Annotated in this window: 16 protein-coding genes and 1 tRNA gene; 16 read left to right on the forward strand and 1 reads right to left on the reverse strand. The window is 43.4% G+C overall.

Annotated features, from left to right (window positions below):
- Positions 1–262: 262 nt before the first annotated feature.
- The 7 genes from ON01_RS16640 (at position 263) to ON01_RS16670 (ending at position 6,389) form a co-directional block, all read left to right on the forward strand.
- Positions 263–1,270 (forward strand): tetratricopeptide repeat protein, encoded by a 1,008-nt coding sequence (locus ON01_RS16640; protein WP_010532148.1) that lies wholly within the window; start codon positions 263–265, stop codon positions 1,268–1,270.
- Positions 1,271–1,370: 100 nt separating this feature from the next.
- Positions 1,371–2,324, forward strand: coding sequence for a thioredoxin-disulfide reductase (trxB, locus tag ON01_RS16645; protein WP_010532149.1), 954 nt, complete (start codon positions 1,371–1,373; stop codon positions 2,322–2,324).
- 281 nt (positions 2,325–2,605) lie between these two features.
- The gene (locus ON01_RS16650) at positions 2,606–3,097 is read left to right on the forward strand and encodes an NUDIX hydrolase (protein WP_010532150.1); all 492 of its coding nucleotides are present in this window, start codon (positions 2,606–2,608) and stop codon (positions 3,095–3,097) included.
- Complete coding sequence (gene rapZ / locus ON01_RS16655; RefSeq protein WP_010532151.1) at positions 3,087–3,971, forward strand: RNase adapter RapZ; 885 nt, start codon at positions 3,087–3,089, stop codon at positions 3,969–3,971. Before ON01_RS16650 ends, rapZ begins: the two co-directional genes overlap by 11 nt.
- A 1-nt stretch (position 3,972) precedes the next feature.
- A complete protein-coding gene (locus ON01_RS16660; RefSeq protein WP_010532152.1) occupies positions 3,973–4,938 on the forward strand; it encodes a gluconeogenesis factor YvcK family protein in 966 nt (321 codons plus the stop codon).
- A 35-nt stretch (positions 4,939–4,973) separates the two neighbouring features.
- Complete coding sequence (gene whiA / locus ON01_RS16665; RefSeq protein WP_010532153.1) at positions 4,974–5,927, forward strand: DNA-binding protein WhiA; 954 nt, start codon at positions 4,974–4,976, stop codon at positions 5,925–5,927.
- A gap of 210 nt (positions 5,928–6,137) precedes the next feature.
- A complete protein-coding gene (locus ON01_RS16670; protein ID WP_010532154.1) occupies positions 6,138–6,389 on the forward strand; it encodes an HPr family phosphocarrier protein in 252 nt (83 codons plus the stop codon).
- Positions 6,390–6,729: 340 nt separating this feature from the next.
- Here ON01_RS16670 and clpP read toward each other — a convergent pair whose 3' ends face one another.
- Positions 6,730–7,323 (reverse strand): ATP-dependent Clp endopeptidase proteolytic subunit ClpP, encoded by a 594-nt coding sequence (gene clpP, locus ON01_RS16675; protein WP_010532155.1) that lies wholly within the window; start codon positions 7,321–7,323, stop codon positions 6,730–6,732.
- A 339-nt stretch (positions 7,324–7,662) separates the two neighbouring features.
- Here clpP and ON01_RS16680 point away from each other — a divergent pair.
- The 9 genes from ON01_RS16680 to eno all read left to right on the forward strand — a co-directional run bounded on the left by ON01_RS16680 (position 7,663) and on the right by eno (position 16,678).
- Positions 7,663–7,736, forward strand: a tRNA-Arg gene (locus ON01_RS16680).
- Between the two features lie 277 nt (positions 7,737–8,013).
- On the forward strand, positions 8,014–9,285 hold the full coding sequence (gene rpoN / locus ON01_RS16685) for an RNA polymerase factor sigma-54 (RefSeq protein WP_010532156.1): 1,272 nt from the start codon (positions 8,014–8,016) through the stop codon (positions 9,283–9,285).
- A 13-nt stretch (positions 9,286–9,298) separates the two neighbouring features.
- Positions 9,299–9,547, forward strand: coding sequence for a glutaredoxin family protein (locus ON01_RS16690; protein ID WP_010532157.1), 249 nt, complete (start codon positions 9,299–9,301; stop codon positions 9,545–9,547).
- Positions 9,548–9,696: 149 nt separating this feature from the next.
- Positions 9,697–10,731, forward strand: a complete 1,035-nt coding sequence (locus tag ON01_RS16695; protein WP_010532158.1) for a sugar-binding transcriptional regulator — start codon at positions 9,697–9,699, stop codon at positions 10,729–10,731.
- A 38-nt stretch (positions 10,732–10,769) separates the two neighbouring features.
- A complete protein-coding gene (gene gap, locus ON01_RS16700) occupies positions 10,770–11,780 on the forward strand; it encodes a type I glyceraldehyde-3-phosphate dehydrogenase (RefSeq protein WP_010532159.1) in 1,011 nt (336 codons plus the stop codon).
- 105 nt (positions 11,781–11,885) lie between these two features.
- Positions 11,886–13,067, forward strand: a complete 1,182-nt coding sequence (locus ON01_RS16705) for a phosphoglycerate kinase (protein WP_010532160.1) — start codon at positions 11,886–11,888, stop codon at positions 13,065–13,067.
- Positions 13,068–13,085: 18 nt separating this feature from the next.
- Positions 13,086–13,844 carry a triose-phosphate isomerase gene (gene tpiA / locus ON01_RS16710; protein ID WP_010532161.1) on the forward strand — a complete coding sequence of 253 codons (759 nt, stop codon included), beginning with the start codon at positions 13,086–13,088 and terminating at the stop codon, positions 13,842–13,844.
- The gene (gpmI, locus tag ON01_RS16715; RefSeq protein ID WP_010532162.1) at positions 13,841–15,379 is read left to right on the forward strand and encodes a 2,3-bisphosphoglycerate-independent phosphoglycerate mutase; all 1,539 of its coding nucleotides are present in this window, start codon (positions 13,841–13,843) and stop codon (positions 15,377–15,379) included. The genes tpiA and gpmI overlap by 4 nt, the downstream gene beginning before the upstream one ends.
- A gap of 12 nt (positions 15,380–15,391) precedes the next feature.
- Positions 15,392–16,678, forward strand: a complete 1,287-nt coding sequence (eno, locus tag ON01_RS16720) for a phosphopyruvate hydratase (protein WP_010532163.1) — start codon at positions 15,392–15,394, stop codon at positions 16,676–16,678.
- Positions 16,679–16,981 lie beyond the last annotated feature (303 nt).

A 16,981-nucleotide genomic window follows, 5' to 3' on the forward strand; every position in this document is an offset into this window, starting at 1 on the left:
AACATCAGCCCGAAAACCAAAACATCAGCCCGAAAACCAAAACATCAGCCCGAAAACCAAAACATCAGCCCGAAATCCACAAACATCAGCCCGAAATCCACAAACTTCGCCCTCGAGGCCGTTGCTTTTCAGGAGTAAAGGCTTTTGCCATTAAAGCCTGGCTATAAGCTGAGCTAATCTAATTTAATATTACATGTATAATTCCCCCAGTAATTGTGATATACTTTGTTCGATGAGATTCGACAAAGAGGGGGATGGCTGTATGCTGCAATCAAACAATAACGCACAAGGAAAAAAGGAGAATATTATCCCCTATATTCCGGATGGTGATTTTTATTTTACGAAAGGTGCCGAAGCGTTTGGAAAACATAAATATGATATTGCCATAAAATGGCTTCGCAAGGCAATTGAGGCAGCACCGGAAAATCCGCTGTATCAATGTCAGATGTCGATTGTTTATACTGAGATTGGTGCTTATCATGCTGCGAATCAGTTGCTGCATGAAGTGCTGCAGTCTACAGCCGATCAATACACCGATTGTTATTATTTACTGGCAAACAATTATGCGCACTTAGGTTTGTTGAATGACGCCAAAAAATATGCCGAAATATATCTTGATAATGAGGAAAATGGCGATTTCCGCGAAGATGCGGAACATTTACTGGATTTAATGCATAGTGATAAAGAAGAATCCGATGCGTGGGAATTTGATGAAGAAGACGAACTTATCGTCTATCAGGAAATGATTTTTCGTCATTTAGAATGCAAAGAATGGGATAAGGCGCTCACGCTGCTTGAAGAAATGATGGTGTTATTTCCGGAACATAAAGTAATTAAGCACGATTATACATACGCTTTATTTTTCTCCGGCTCCATAGAAGAAGCAATTAATATGGAACTGGATTTATTGGAAGAGCAGCCTGATTCACTGCACAGTCATACCAACCTGGCAATGTTTTATTATGAAACAGGACGGATAAAAGAATATGAAAGACACATCAAGGGATTACTAAATGTGTACCCAATTCATGAACATCAAAAATTGAAGATAGCCGTGACATTAGCGGCTACCGGTGTATATGAGCAGGCGTATGACCGGTTTAGCAAGTTATCCAAACAGCTGGTGAAAAGTCACTTAGCTTATTATAAATGGTACAGTATTGCGGCCTATAAACTCGGGAGGCCTTCCAAGGCTCTTTCATTGTGGGAAGAAGGATGTCAAAAACATCCTGCTCTTGCAGATGAAGAAGGACCCTGGAATGCGACATAACACCTGTCTGCAAAGGCTTGAGCATAAAGTTAGACTATTTCAGGGACATTTAATACGATGAGAATGACTTGAAGATAATAGTGAGGAAAGGGCTGATAAAATGGCCGAAGAACGTATGTATGATGTTATTATTGCTGGCGCAGGCCCTGCCGGCATGACTGCGGCGGTCTACGCGTCCCGTGCAAATCTTGATACTTTGATGATTGAACGAGGCATTCCGGGCGGTCAGGTAGCCAATACAGAAGATGTTGAAAACTATCCTGGTTATGAATACATTTCAGGCCCGGATTTATCCAATAAACTGTTTGAACATGCAAAGAAATTTGGTGCAGAATACGCTTACGGCGACATAAAAGGCGTAGAGGACCATGGCGAGTATAAAACGGTTTTTGCAGGAAAAAAACAGTACAATACACGTGTACTGATCATTACCACAGGTGCCCAGTACAAGAAACTTGGCGTACCAGGCGAAGAAGAATTGGGCGGACGGGGCGTTTCGTATTGCGCCGTATGTGATGGTGCATTCTTTAAAGAGAAAAATCTTATTGTTGTCGGCGGCGGGGACTCTGCCGTTGAAGAAGGTATGTATCTGACGCGTTTCGCCGATAAAGTCACAATTGTTCATCGTCGTGATAAACTGCGTGCCCAGCAAATACTGCAAGATCGCGCTTTTGATAATGATAAGGTTGATTTTATCTGGAATACCGAGGCGAAAACCATAAACGGCCCGGATGGCAAAGTGAGCGCGGTTTCGTTGTATAATAATAAAACCGGCGAGGAATACGAATACCCGATTGATGGTGTATTTATTTATATTGGCATGCTGCCGTTGAATGAGCCATTTAAATCACTCGGGATTACAAACGATGAAGGCTATATTCCCACAGACGAAAACATGGAAACATCAATTCCGGGCATCTTTGCAGCAGGAGATATTCGTGAGAAAACACTAAGACAAATTGTGACAGCGACCGGGGATGGAAGTATTGCTGCCGAAACAGCTCAGAAATATATTGAAGATCTTCATGAAGAGATGAAAGCGGCGAAATCCTGATATTTAACGTGTGCTTCAAAAAAGTCATTGCTTTTTAATGCTGCTGTAACACGTACGAAACATTAATGGGGTATAATATAATTAACTAATTGACCCCCTTTTAATAATAAATTAGTTTTTGGCAGGTGATGCGTTCACCTGCTTTTTTTATTTTTTGACTTGTTCAAAGTTTGTCCACAAATGTCGAACAACCGTCAAACGATATGGTTGTTGGTTATATCGCATTCAGTGTATAATAAGAACAGAGTGATTGCTCTTTTAGAGAAAGAAGTGAAGCATGAATGCAGCGCGTAACCAATTGCATATTATTAAATGAAGATAAAGTTTTATTGCTGAAAAAACCGCGCCGAGGCTGGTACGCAATTCCCGGCGGCAAGATGGAACAAGGAGAAACCATAAAAGAATCTGCGGTACGTGAATATCAGGAAGAAACAGAGCTGGAACTGACCGATCCGGAGCTCGGCGGTATATTTACATTCTTGATTTACAGCGGTAGAACAATCGTACAGGAGTGGATGATGTTCACATTTTTCTGCCGTTCGTTTACTGGAAAACTAGCCGGTTACTGCCGGGAAGGCGAACTGGAATGGGTCACGTTTGATGCCATAAGAACGTTGCCAATGGCAGAGGGTGACAGAAAAATTTTTGAGCACCTACTGGTTTCAAATAAAACGCTGTATGGTTCGTTCTCATATACTGAAGACTATAATCTGATTAATTACCGTCTGGATCCGTCAAGTCCCTGCAGAGGAGAAATGTATCGTGCTAAATAATAAACAGGAAACGAAGCTGGTGATTATTACCGGAATGTCAGGGGCGGGAAAAACGGTTGCCGTTCAAAGTTTTGAAGATCTCGGCTATTACTGTGTTGATAATTTGCCGCCTGCATTATTGCCAAAATTTTTAGAGCTTATGAAGGACTCACAGAACAATATTAAAAATGTGGCGCTGGTGATGGATTTACGCGGCAGGGAATTTTTTGATTCGTTATTCGAGGCGTTGGATGTATTAGGTGAGGAAGACTGGCTTAATGAACATATCCTCTTTCTCGATGCCAAAGATGAAGAACTGGTGACCAGGTACAAAGAAACACGGCGTACACATCCGTTGGCTACAGAAGGATTGCCGTTGAACGGTATTCATCAGGAACGGAAAATACTTGATGAATTACGGGGAAGAGCCCAGCGGATTATTGATACGACCGATTTAAAGCCGAGAGAATTGAGAGAAAAAATACTGAGAGCCTATACGGAAGATCAGCAGGATATTTTTTCGGTTCATATGGTGTCATTCGGATATAAATATGGAATTCCAATTGATGCTGATCTGCTGTTTGATGTCCGCTTTTTGCCGAATCCCCATTATGTATCGCATATGCAGCCGCTGACCGGACTTAATTCAGAAGTCTCGTCGTACGTTTTCAAGTGGTCAGACACACAAAAGTTTAATGAAAAAGTTCTTGAGTTATTGCAGTTCATGCTGCCCCAATATAAAAAAGAAGGTAAATCGCAGCTGGTTATAGGAATTGGTTGTACCGGCGGCCAGCACAGGTCGGTAGCCCTTGCCGAATATTTCGCAAAACAGCTTTCAGCCCATTATATTACACATGTCAACCATCGCGATATCGATAAAAGAAAGGGTCATTAATATGGAGAGCAGGAAACAACCAAGTGTCGTAGTCATTGGCGGTGGTACAGGTATGCCGGTACTCCTTCGCGGGCTGAAGGATCTGCCGATTGACCTGACCGCACTGGTGACAGTGGCGGATGACGGCGGTAGCACAGGCCGCCTAAGAAATGAAATGGCGATTCCGGCTCCGGGAGATATACGAAATGTGATTGCTGCCCTGTCGGATGCTGAGCCGATGCTGCTGGAATTATTCCAGCACCGTTTTACAGTCGGCAACGGTCTGTCCGGTCACTCAATGGGTAACTTGCTGCTGGCTGCGATGACATCAGTTACTGGAAACTTTTTTACAGGTATCCAGGAAATTTCTCGAGTGCTTAATGTCAAAGGGGAAATTTACCCAATATCGAATGACAGCATGTCCCTTCATGCAAAGATGGAGGACGGTACGATTGTTTCTGGCGAATCTAACATTCCGCTTGCCAACAAAAGAATCGAAAAAGTCTATTTAAGCCCGCAGCCGGTGCAGCCGCTTCCGGATGCGGTGAATGCTATTAATAACGCAGATTTGGTTGTTGTTGCGCCGGGTAGTTTATATACGAGTATTTTGCCTAATATGATCATCCCGCAAATCGATGTGGCTTTAAGCAAAACGAAAGCTAACGTGGTTTATGTCTGCAATGTGATGACCCAGGCTGGGGAGACAACCGGATATACCGCTGCAGATCACGTACAGGCTATTCGCGGGCACATCGGCGGGGGATGTGTTGATTCAGTTGTTGTACATAACGAACCGATCAGCAAACATGTCCGTCAGGTCTATGCGGAAGAAAACGCTGCACCGGTAATCTATGATACGGAGCGTTTGCTTGGAATGGGGCTCCAGATTATTGAAGGTGATATCATCGACTCATCACGGACGACGCTGCGTCATGATACTAAGAAAATAGCGAAACTGCTCTATTCGCTGATCGATCAGGCGGTATAGGCTGCATTTGACGGCTGAACAGGGAGGTGTCAGAAGTGTCATTTGCATCAGAAATAAAAAAAGAATTGACAGGCATTGAATTGGATTCCTGCTGTAAATATGCTGAATTGGCGGCGCTCGTCCGGATGAATGGCGTTGTCAGTATGTCCGGAAATAAATATACACTGGACGTCCAGACGGAAAACGCTGCAATCGCCCGCCGCATATACACATTGATCAAATCGCAGTATAATTTTTCAATCGAACTGCTTGTCAGAAAGAAAATGAAACTAAAAAAAAATAATGTATACATTGTCCGGATAAAAGAGGATGTCAAGGATTTGCTCGCTGATTTGGGCATTATCCGGAATGAGAACATCTTCATAAAAACAATACCCAAGCAGTATTATGCCAAAGACTGCTGTAAACGGTCTTATTTAAGAGGTGCTTTCCTGGCAGGCGGTTCAATCAACAACCCGGAAACATCTTCATACCACTTGGAAATTTTCAATTCATATCAGGAGCACAACGATTCCTTGTGTGAATTGCTGAACGAATTTGATCTTCGGGCAAGAAACCTGGAACGTAAAACAGGATATATCACCTATTTGAAGGAAGCGGAGAAGATAACCGATTTTTTAAGTATTATCGGTGCGCACAATGCTGTCTTTAAATTTGAGGACGTCAGGATCGTTCGGGATATGCGCAATTCAGTCAACCGTCTTGTCAATTGCGAAACAGCCAACCTTAACAAAACGATTGGTGCTGCATTTCGCCAGATTGAAAACATCAAACTGATTGAAGAGACGGTTGGTTTGGAGGCACTTCCGGAAAAATTGCGTGAAGTGGCCGCATTACGCATTCAGCATCAGGATATCTCGTTGAAAGAATTGGGTGAGCTGGTTTCGGGCGGAAAAATATCCAAGTCCGGCGTCAATCATCGGTTGAAAAAGATAGATGAGTTTGCTGAAAAACTGCGTGAGGACGGGTTAATTCCCCAAAGTGAATAATAAACATTTTCTTTCTTTGGTATGGTATACTATACGTATTAAAATGACAATTCATTATAGCTGTCTTTGCCTCAATTGTTGCCTTTTATCGGTACGTAATTCAGCAAAACGGCATCTAATTCTAATAGCAGCAGATATTTAAAATTTGCTGCTTTTTTAAAAAATATTTTGAAAACGATTCCAGCTAAGACTGATGGGAGGATGAGATATTTGGTTGAGAGATCGGTAGAAGTTAAGCTTGAAACGGGATTGCAGTCACGGCCGGCAGCGCAGTTTGTCCAGGAAGCAAATCGCTATTCGGCACATTTATTCCTTGAGAAAGACGGGAAGCGGGTGAATGCCAAAAGTATCATGGGGCTGATGAGTTTAGCAGTTTCACAGGGGGAGACAGTCAAAATGTTTGCAGAAGGTGAAGATGAAGAAATTGCCCTTAATGATTTAATCGATTTTGTTTCGAAATAGAAGCTGGGACATAACTAAACAACTAACATTATAGACGCATAATAACCAAAATAATGTTAGTGTGAAGTTGGGATAAGTACTAATCACCGCTGCGGTAAAAAACTTCGCTTTCCAGGGGCGACTGATGAGTCTCTGCTTCCACAAGAGTCTTCGTATTTTTCCTGCTCCGCGAAAAATTATTTTACAATAAAAAGAAAAATCCGAACTGATTCTAATTCTATCTGAAGAATTTTGAATCATCGTTCGGATTTTTGTGCTTAAATCCTTTGCTCCAGTCTCGTTCGAAATGTTCGATTCTACAATCAGCGGGGATAGACCACGGCGCTGATTGTAGTTTCATTTATTTCTTGTCAGTATTTCTTTCAAGAATCTTGTCAATCAGACCGTATTCGACGGATTCCTCGGCTGATTTGAAGTTATCACGGTCAGTGTCACGTTCAACGACTTCGAGTGGCTGACCGGTGCGTTCAGAAAGAATTTTGTTCATTTTTTCCTTCATCTGGATAATACGACGTGCGTGAATTTCAATATCGGTTGCCTGTCCTTGTGTTCCGCCCAGTGGCTGGTGAATCATGACTTCACTGTTTGGAAGGGCATAGCGTTTGCCTTTTTCGCCGGCTGCCAAAAGAAACGCTCCCATTGACGCTGCCATACCGGTGCAGATTGTTGACACGTTCGGTTTAATAAACTGCATTGTGTCATAAATAGCCATTCCGGCTGTAATGGAACCGCCCGGAGAGTTGATATACAGCGAAATATCCTTGTCCGGATCTTCCGCTTCCAGGAAAAGCAGCTGGGCAACAATTGAGTTGGCGACGTTATCGTCGATTCCACTTCCAAGCATAATAATTCTGTCTTTCAATAAACGTGAATAAATATCATAGGCGCGTTCTCCACGATTAGTCTGTTCAATGACTGTCGGTATTAAATTCATGCATTTGTTCCTCCTTGTTTCAAATCAATTTAATCCATATAGTGGATATTCTTATCATAACTAATAGGTCAGAAAAGGTCAAACAAAAACGTCTCATGTTCTGACGTTATGATTTCCAGCGGATACAAGATTGACCAGTATAAATGAGTCATCCATCATCATACCCTTTATCAGGAAAAGATAAAACCCTTTCAAGGAAAATAGTTTAAAGGCTAAAATTCAACTTGCCTTTCAAATTATTGAAAAATACTGTCAAATCATTATTTCTGTAAAAACACTTGTTTATTCCTGATTAACGTATTATAATATTCATTGTGTCGAAATAAATACGCACTATATGCGCTCGTAGCTCAGCTGGATAGAGCACTGGTTTCCGGTACCAGGAGTCGGGGGTTCAAGTCCTCCCGGGCGCGTTATTTGCATAAGAAAGCAAGTAAGAGCAGATCTGTTCTTACTTGCTTTTTTTTTAGCTTGATTAATCATGGGGAAATAATACAAAAATGCCTTTGGGCAGACATGCTTTGTCTTTTCGATTGATCTACAACTTTGACTCCATTGTATACCTGAGCAGTGTCAAATGATGTGACAAATATCACACATCATTTTGGTCGTGTGTATTTTCTGAACGTGAGTTTTTGTCTGTTTTGTGGCAAAATAGAACCAGACAGAGGATAAAGGGGGAGAGTCAAGATGCGACCGGCAATTGTCCAGGAACAAAAACTACAGCTTAAGATGAATCAGTCGCTTATTCAGGCGATTCAATTATTGCAGTTTTCCGGATTGGAAATAGTTGAGTACATTCAGGAACTCTCCAAAGAGAACCCTTTAATCGAGGAAGTTAATGTTGACTATGGGATTAGCAGCTTTAAGCAGGCCAGCCCGAATGAAGCATCTATTGGAGAAATCAATCAAGCCGAACTGACCATGTATGAACAGCTCAAAGGCCAGCTCTATTCAATTAATGTACCTGATGAATTACAGGCAACCGTCCTTTTTGGGATAGATTCGCTGAATGAAGACGGCTACCTGGATATTGATATGAAATCCTGGGCGAACCAGTGTGATAAAACGATGCAGCAAGTGGAAGAAGCACTTCGGTTGATTCAGATGCTGGAACCCAAGGGAGTAGGGGCACGAAGCCTTCAGGAATGCATTCTGCTGCAGATGTCTGGTGACGATTCGTTTCTGCAAGAGCTGTTAACCGATCATTTAGACTGGGTTGCCGAAGAAAACATCACTGAAATCAGCAATCATTTCCATTTATTTGATGAGGAAGCCGAGACAATCATTAAACAAATCCAGTCATGTCATCCGAAACCGGGTCAGCTTTTGTCAACGAACAAGACAGAGTATGTAATCCCGGAAGCCTATATTTACGAGGAAGATGGCAACTGGAAAATTTCGTTCTACAAATGGCATTCACCGACAATTGAAATCAATGAATCATATAGGCATCTTCAGGTGGACGAGAAACAGGCAGCCGATTTTTTGAAAGAAAAATTCAACCAAGTCAACTGGCTCAAGCAGGCCATTCAATTCCGCGGCAATACACTGGAAAAAGTGATCGAAAAAATTGTCGAACGTCAGCGTATGTATTTTGAACATGGTGCTTTTATGCTGGAGCCGTTAACACTAAAGGAAGTGGCCGCAGATTTGGATATGCATGTCTCCACAATCAGCAGGGCCATCACGAATAAATACGTGCAGACGAAACAAGGCATCATCCCGCTGAAATTCTTTCTCCAGCCGGGGGTGAAGCAAAAGGATGGCCGGCAGACTGCTTCTTTTGTTATTAAGCAATTAATGGCCGAACTGATTAAAAATGAAGATAAACAAAAGCCGCTGTCTGATCAGGCCATCAAAGACCGGCTGCAAAAGGAATTCGGTATTACAGCTGCACGCCGGACAGTTATGAAATATCGGGAACAGCTAGGGATTCCCTCGTCAACGAAACGGAAATGAGGAGGTGGAAAGTATGGAGCGTATCATCTTTTACACGAAAGAAAATTGTCCTTTATGTGACAATGCACTTGCGATGCTCAAACTATTACAGCATGATTATCCGTTTGAAATAGAAGAAAGGGATATATACACAAACGATGCGTGGCTGGAGCAATATCAGTTGCAGATTCCTGTGGTCCAATTCAGGGGGACAATACTAAACTGTGAACAGATTAGTTATCAGGCCCTGGAGCATACTCTATGCAAAACAAGGGAGGACTAAAAAGAGTTCTTGAAACATTTTTATTTGTATAATGTAACAGGTATGGTAAAATATTATTGTAACGGAAATTCAGGTGCATATTTTTTTGCCTGCAGCGGGACACAATATAACTTCACGGGACAATTTATGTCCATCCAAGGAGTTTTTTTATGCACGAGTTGATTGAGATGCAGAAAAAATTATACCCCGATTTACTGGAGGTTATGCAGGAACGTTATATGCTCCTGCAGAATATTGAGCTTTTGCAGCCGATCGGCAGGCGTGCGCTGGCTGAAAACACGCATCTCACTGAACGCCGTGTCCGCGGTGAAGTTGATCTTCTTTCCAGTCAAAATTTGATTAATATGTCCTCAATAGGAATGCAATTGACAAAAGAGGGAAAATTAGTCATTGATCAACTAGCTTCCTCTATGCATGACATCATGGGCATGGACGTTTTAGAAAAACAGCTGAAGGAAACATTACAACTGGACAATATCATGATAGTTTCTGGTAATAGTGATGAACATGATTGGGTAAAACAAGAAATGGGAAAAACTTGTGTGTCCTATTTGAAAAAACACTTGCCGTCCAACCAGACAGTAACTGTTACAGGTGGAACAACCATGGCTGCAGTTGCTGATATGATGACCCCTTTTAAGGACAATAGAGACTGCCTGTTTGTCCCGGCCAGAGGCGGCATCGGCGAAAAAGAAGAAGGACAGGCTAATACAATTGCTGCCAAGATGGCAAGGCAGGCAGAAGGACGCTATCGACTGTTATATGTCCCGGATCCTTTAAGTGAGACATCGTACAAGACGATGATAGAGGAGCCTGCTGTGATTGAAGTGCTAAAGCTGATTCAAGGTTCTTCTTTCATTCTGCATGGAATAGGCGATGCCATCACAATGGCACAGAGGCGTAAAACATCAAGCGAGATCATCCGTGAACTCCGGGAAGAAAAAGCTGTCAGCGAGGCATTTGGTTATTATTTTGATGCGGATGGCAATATCGTCCATCAAGTAAGGACAATTGGCCTCCATATGGATGACTTAACAGAAAACAGCCAAACAGTGGTTACTGTTGCAGGCGGCAAATCAAAGGCACAAGCCATTGCATCGTATTTCAAACAGGGTAAAAGCGACCTGTTGATCACCGATGAAGCTGCAGCTGAGGCGATTTTAGGGGATAGAACTTCCCTTTAAAATGGTCTATCAATAATTATCATTAGGAGGAATTATAAATGGCAACTAAAATGGGAATTAACGGTTTTGGACGTATTGGCCGCAATGTTTTCCGTCAGGCAATGAAAAATGATGACGTTGAGGTTGTTGCTGTCAATGACTTAACGGATGCGAATATGCTTGCACACTTGCTGCAGTATGACTCCGTTCACGGCACATTGGACGAAGAAGTTACAGTTAATGGCTCCAACATTGTGGTGGGTGGAAAAGAAATTAAAGTACTTTCTGAAAAAGACCCGGCAAACCTCGGCTGGGACGAGCTCGGTGTCGATATTGTCATTGAGTCAACAGGCCGTTTTACACAGCGTGACGATGCGAAGAAACATCTTGATGGCGGTGCGAAGAAAGTGATTATTTCAGCACCGGCTAAGCAGGAAGACCTGACAATGGTGATGGGTGTTAACGAAACGGATTATGACCCTAAGGAACACCATATCGTTTCCAATGCATCATGTACAACAAATTCCATTGCACCGCTTGCGAAAGTATTGCATGACAATTTCGGTGTTAAGCGCGGTCTGATGACGACGGTTCACTCCTATACGAATGACCAGCAGATCCTGGATTTGCCGCATAAAGACTATCGCCGTGCCCGGGCAGCAGCACAGAATATCATCCCAACAACGACCGGAGCAGCTAAAGTTGTCGGCAAAGTCGTACCGGAGTTAGACGGAAAACTGAACGGTAATGCAGTTCGTGTCCCAACGCCGGATGGCTCGTTGATTGATCTGGTCGCTGAACTTGATAAAAACGTAACACGGGAAGAAGTCAATGAAGCATTTAAAGCCGCTGCTGAAGAAGAAGGTTTGAAAGGCATTGTCGGCTATAGTGAAGCACCGCTCGTTTCCAGTGATATTGTTGGCACCACTTATTCGTCACTGTTCGATGCCCAGTCAACCATGACCATGGAAGACAATATGGTAAAAGTTGTATCATGGTATGACAACGAAATGGGTTATTCTGCACGGTGTGTTGATCTGGCAGCCTATATTGGTAAACAAGGATTTTAAGATGACTTATAAAGGGGGAGGGGCTATTTCCTTCTCCTTTTTTAAGTGTATAATAGTTAAAGAAAGATTTCACAGTATACATAGTTGAAAGGCAGGAGGTTTAACATGAACAAAAAAACACTGCATGATCTTGATGTAAAAGATAAAAATGTGTTTTGCCGTGTTGATTTCAACGTACCAATGAAAGATGGCACCGTGTCGGATGATACACGGATCAGGGCAGCTCTCCCGACCATTGAGCACCTTACGCAGAACGGGGCGACTGTTATACTGGCGAGTCATCTAGGCCGTCCTAAAGGCGAAGTGGTTGAGGACCTAAGACTTGATCCGGTTGCGGAACGCTTGAGTGAACTGCTTGGAAAAGAAGTGGTTAAAACTGATACTGTTTACGGGAAAGAAGTAAATGAGGCCCTTTCACAGGTGAGCGATGGCGATGTCGTATTAATCGAGAATGTCCGTTTCGAACCCGGTGAAGAAAAGAATGACCCAGAATTGGTACAAGCCTTTGCGGATATGGCGGATCTGTATGTTAATGACGCGTTCGGGGCAGCACACCGGGCGCACGCATCGACAACAGGTGCAGCGGAAAAGCTGCCCGCTGCAGCCGGCTTCTTAATGGAAAAGGAAATTGATGTGCTCGGCAAAGCGCTGGAAAATCCCGACCGGCCGTTTACAGCCATTATTGGTGGTGCAAAGGTTAAAGATAAAATCAATGTGATTGATCATTTGCTGGATAAAGTCGATAATTTAATTATTGGTGGTGGGCTCGCTTATACATTTGTCAAAGCACAGGGCTATGAGATCGGAAAGTCGCTGCTTGAACAAGATAAGATTGACATGGCAAAAGAATTCATGCAGAAAGCGCAGGATAAAGGTGTTAACTTTGTCATGCCGGAGGATGCCGTAGTGGCAGATGACTTTTCAGAAGATGCCAACACGAAAATTGTTGATATTACAGAAATCCCTGCCGATTGGGAAGCGTTGGATATCGGGCCGAAAACACGTGAAAAGTATGGACAGATTGTTAATGATTCCAAATTGATTATCTGGAACGGCCCTATGGGTGTATTCGAATATAACGCTTTTGCAGGTGGAACGAGATCGGTCGCACAAAGTCTTTCCGACACGGAAGGATACACAGTGATCGGCGGAGGGGATTCCGCTGCAGCAGTTGAAAAATTTGGTTTCGCCGATGACATGGATCATGTGTCAACCGGTGGTGGGGCCTCCTTGGAGTTTATGGAAGGGAAAGTTCTTCCTGGACTTAAAGCACTTGATGATAAATAATATTGGAGAGGTGATACAATGCGCAACAAAGTGATAGCCGGCAATTGGAAAATGAATAAAGTTTTATCCGAGGCTGATCAGTTTGCTGTTTCTGTGACTGGAAAGCTGCCAAAAGATGATAGCGTCGAAGCAATTGTTTGTGCACCGTTCCCATTTTTGCCGTCTCTTGTGGAGAAAGCAAAAGGAAGTAATTTAAAAGTCGGCGCACAAAATATGCACTTTGAAGATAGCGGTGCGTTTACGGGGGAAGTGAGCCCGGCGATGCTGCAAGATCTTGGTGTGACACATGTTGTTATCGGCCATTCGGAACGACGCGAACACTTTGCCGAGACCGATGAGTCAGTTAATAAAAAGGTTCATGCCGCATTCAATCATGATTTAATCCCGATTGTTTGTGTAGGAGAAACGCTCGAACAGCGTGAAGCAAACGAAACGATGAGCCACATTGAAAGTCAGGTGCGGACGGGCCTGAGACACCTTAGCGATGAGCAAATCGGATCAGTTATCATTGCCTACGAACCGATTTGGGCAATCGGTACAGGCAAGACAGCTTCAAGTTCGGATGCTGATCAGGTTTGTTCACTCATTCGGAGTGTCATTAAAGATATGACATCAGAAAATGTTGCTGAACAGGTAGTTATTCAATATGGTGGCAGTGTTAAGGCGACAAATATTGATGAGCTTCTCGATCAGCCTGATATCGATGGAGCACTTGTTGGCGGCGCTAGCCTCGACCCAGAATCTTTCTTGCAGCTTGTGGAGGCAGGTACAAAATGAGTGATCAAAGATTAGCAGCACTTATCATCCTTGATGGCTTTGGCATCCGGGGTGAAGAAATGGGCAATGCTGTCAAACAAGCAAAAACCCCAAATTTTGACCGTTACTGGAAACAATTTGCCCATAATCAATTAACAGCATCCGGTGAAGCGGTTGGATTGCCTGAAGGACAAATGGGCAATTCAGAAGTGGGGCACCTCAATATTGGTGCCGGCCGTATTGTTTACCAGAGTCTTACCAGGGTGAATTTGTCCATTAAGGAAGGCGAGTTCTATGAGAAAGAGGCGTTCTTAAAGTCCATTCAGCATGCAAAGGACAACGATAAGGCACTGCATATTTTCGGTCTGCTGTCTGATGGCGGTGTTCACAGCCACGTCAACCATCTGTTTGCATTATTAAAGCTGGCAAAAGATAATGATCTGGAAAAAGTATATGTTCACGCATTTCTGGATGGACGTGATGTTGGCCCGCAAACTGCTAAGGAATATATTGAACAAACTGAAGACAAAATGAAAGAGTACGGTGTCGGCCAGTTTGCCACGATTTCCGGTCGTTATTATTCGATGGACCGTGATAAACGCTGGGATCGTGTAAAGAAAGCCTATGATGCGATGGTTTATGGCGAAGGGCCGTCGTATCAGAGCCCGTATGAGGTCATAGATGATTCCTATGAAAACGGCATTTATGATGAATTTGTGATCCCATCTGTTTTGACGGATAAAAACGGTGAGCCGGTCGGAAAAGTGAAAGATAGGGATTCCATCATCTTTTATAATTTCCGTCCTGATCGGGCGATTCAAATTTCCCGGACATTTGCCAACGATGATTTTCAGGACTTTGACCGTGGCGAACACCCGCCGAAAGATCTTGACTTCGTAATGCTTACTGAATTCAGTGAGGCAATTGACGGTTATGTTGCCTATAAGCCGGTCAATCTGGATAATACAGTCGGCGAGGTTTTGTCACAGAATGACATGAATCAGCTGCGAATTGCTGAAACGGAAAAATACCCGCACGTTACATTTTTCATGAGCGGCGGACGCGAGAACGAATTTCCGGGTGAAAAGCGGGTGCTGATTGATTCACCTAAAGTGGCAACATATGATCTCAAGCCTGAAATGAGCGTGTATGAAGTAACAGATTCATTATTGGAAGAACTGGATGCCAAAACGCAAAATGCGATTATCTTAAATTTTGCCAACCCGGACATGGTTGGGCATTCCGGAAAACTAGAGCCGACCGTTCAAGCGATTGAAGCGGTTGATGAATGCTTGGGCAAAATCGTTGATAAAATTTTGGAACTCGGCGGAAATGCGATCATTACAGCCGATCATGGGAATTCCGACGAAGTGATTACACTGGAAGGTGATCCAATGACGGCACACACGAAGAATCCTGTTCCGGTCATTGTTACCAAAGAGGGTGCAGAACTTCGCGATGGCGGTATTTTAGCGGATCTTTCGCCGACATTACTGGACTTATTGGATGTTGATAAACCGGACGAAATGACTGGTGAATCATTAATTGAAAAGTAAAGGAGTGGTTGGATGCCATACATTACAGACGTTTATGCCCGCGAGGTACTTGATTCCCGCGGCAATCCGACAATTGAAGTTGAAGTATTTACAGAATCAGGCGCATTTGGTGCAGCATTGGTGCCGAGCGGAGCCTCAACCGGTGAATATGAAGCTGTTGAGTTACGCGATGGGGACAAAAATCGCTACCTCGGAAAAGGTGTAGAAAAAGCAGTTGAAAATGTCAATGATATTATCGCACCGGAATTAATAGGGGTTGACGTCACACGACAGAATATTATTGATCAGGTTATGTTGGAACTCGATGGCACTGAAAACAAGGGCAAGCTGGGAGCTAATGCTATTCTTGGTGTTTCCATGGCAGTCGCTCATGCCGCATCCAGCTACCTGGAACTGCCGTTATATAACTATCTTGGCGGGTTTAACGCCAAAAAGCTTCCAACACCAATGATGAACATCCTCAATGGCGGTGAACATGCAGACAATAATGTGGATATTCAGGAATTCATGATCATGCCTGCTGCGGCACCAACTTTTAAAGAGGCCTTGCGTACAGGCGCGGAGATCTTTCATTCCCTGAAAAAGGTGTTGAAGTCCAAAGGCTATAACACCGGCGTCGGTGATGAAGGCGGATTTGCACCGAATCTTGATTCCAACGAAGAAGCACTCGGAACGATTGTCGAAGCCATTGAAACAGCCGGTTATAAACCGGGTGAAGAAGTTAAGCTTGCGATGGATGTTGCTTCTTCTGAAATTTATGATAATGGCGAATATCATCTTAAAGGTGAAGGGGTCACTCGTACAGCATCAGAGATGGTCGACTGGTATGAAGACCTGATCAATAAATACCCAATCATTTCGATTGAAGATGGACTTGATGAAAACGACTGGGAAGGTCATAGACTTCTGACAGAACGGATTGGTGACCGCGTTCAGCTCGTTGGCGACGATTTGTTTGTGACAAATACGAGCAAACTTTCCCGCGGTATTGAGGAAGGTGTCGGTAACTCGATTCTCGTCAAAGTCAATCAGATCGGAACTCTGACTGAAACGTTCGAAGCGATTGAAATGGCTAAGCAAGCGGGATATACGGCTATCATTTCGCATCGTTCAGGTGAGACAGAAGATGCGACAATTGCCGATATTGCCGTGGCAGCAAATGCGGGTCAGATTAAAACAGGTGCTCCATCCCGCACCGACCGCGTTGCCAAGTACAATCAGCTCCTGCGTATTGAAGATGAGCTGGCAGGAATGGGCGAATACGCCGGTTTGAATGCATTTTATAATTTGAAAAAATAATTGATATATTGTTGACCAGATAGAAAGATGGTGATCCAAAGGGAGAGCCATCTTTTCTTTTTGGTAGTTAAAGGAGTATAAATACTTTCATAAGTGCAACTTTCGTGTACTGCCTTCGTTGTTCGCTCATTGTAACTTGATGTCTTAACGAATTTTCTATTTTGACGAATAATCCATAAACTGCGACGTAAAGGTTGAGTGGAATAACGTCGCTTCGGAAATACACTTCGCTTTCCGTGGGCGGCTGGTGAGCCTCCGCGTGCTGACGCACTGCGGGGTTTCACCTATGCCTCTGCTCCCACA

It is taken from the genome of Lentibacillus jeotgali, from assembly GCF_000224785.1.
In the GTDB taxonomy this organism is placed as follows: Bacteria; Bacillota; Bacilli; order Bacillales; family Amphibacillaceae; genus Lentibacillus; species Lentibacillus jeotgali.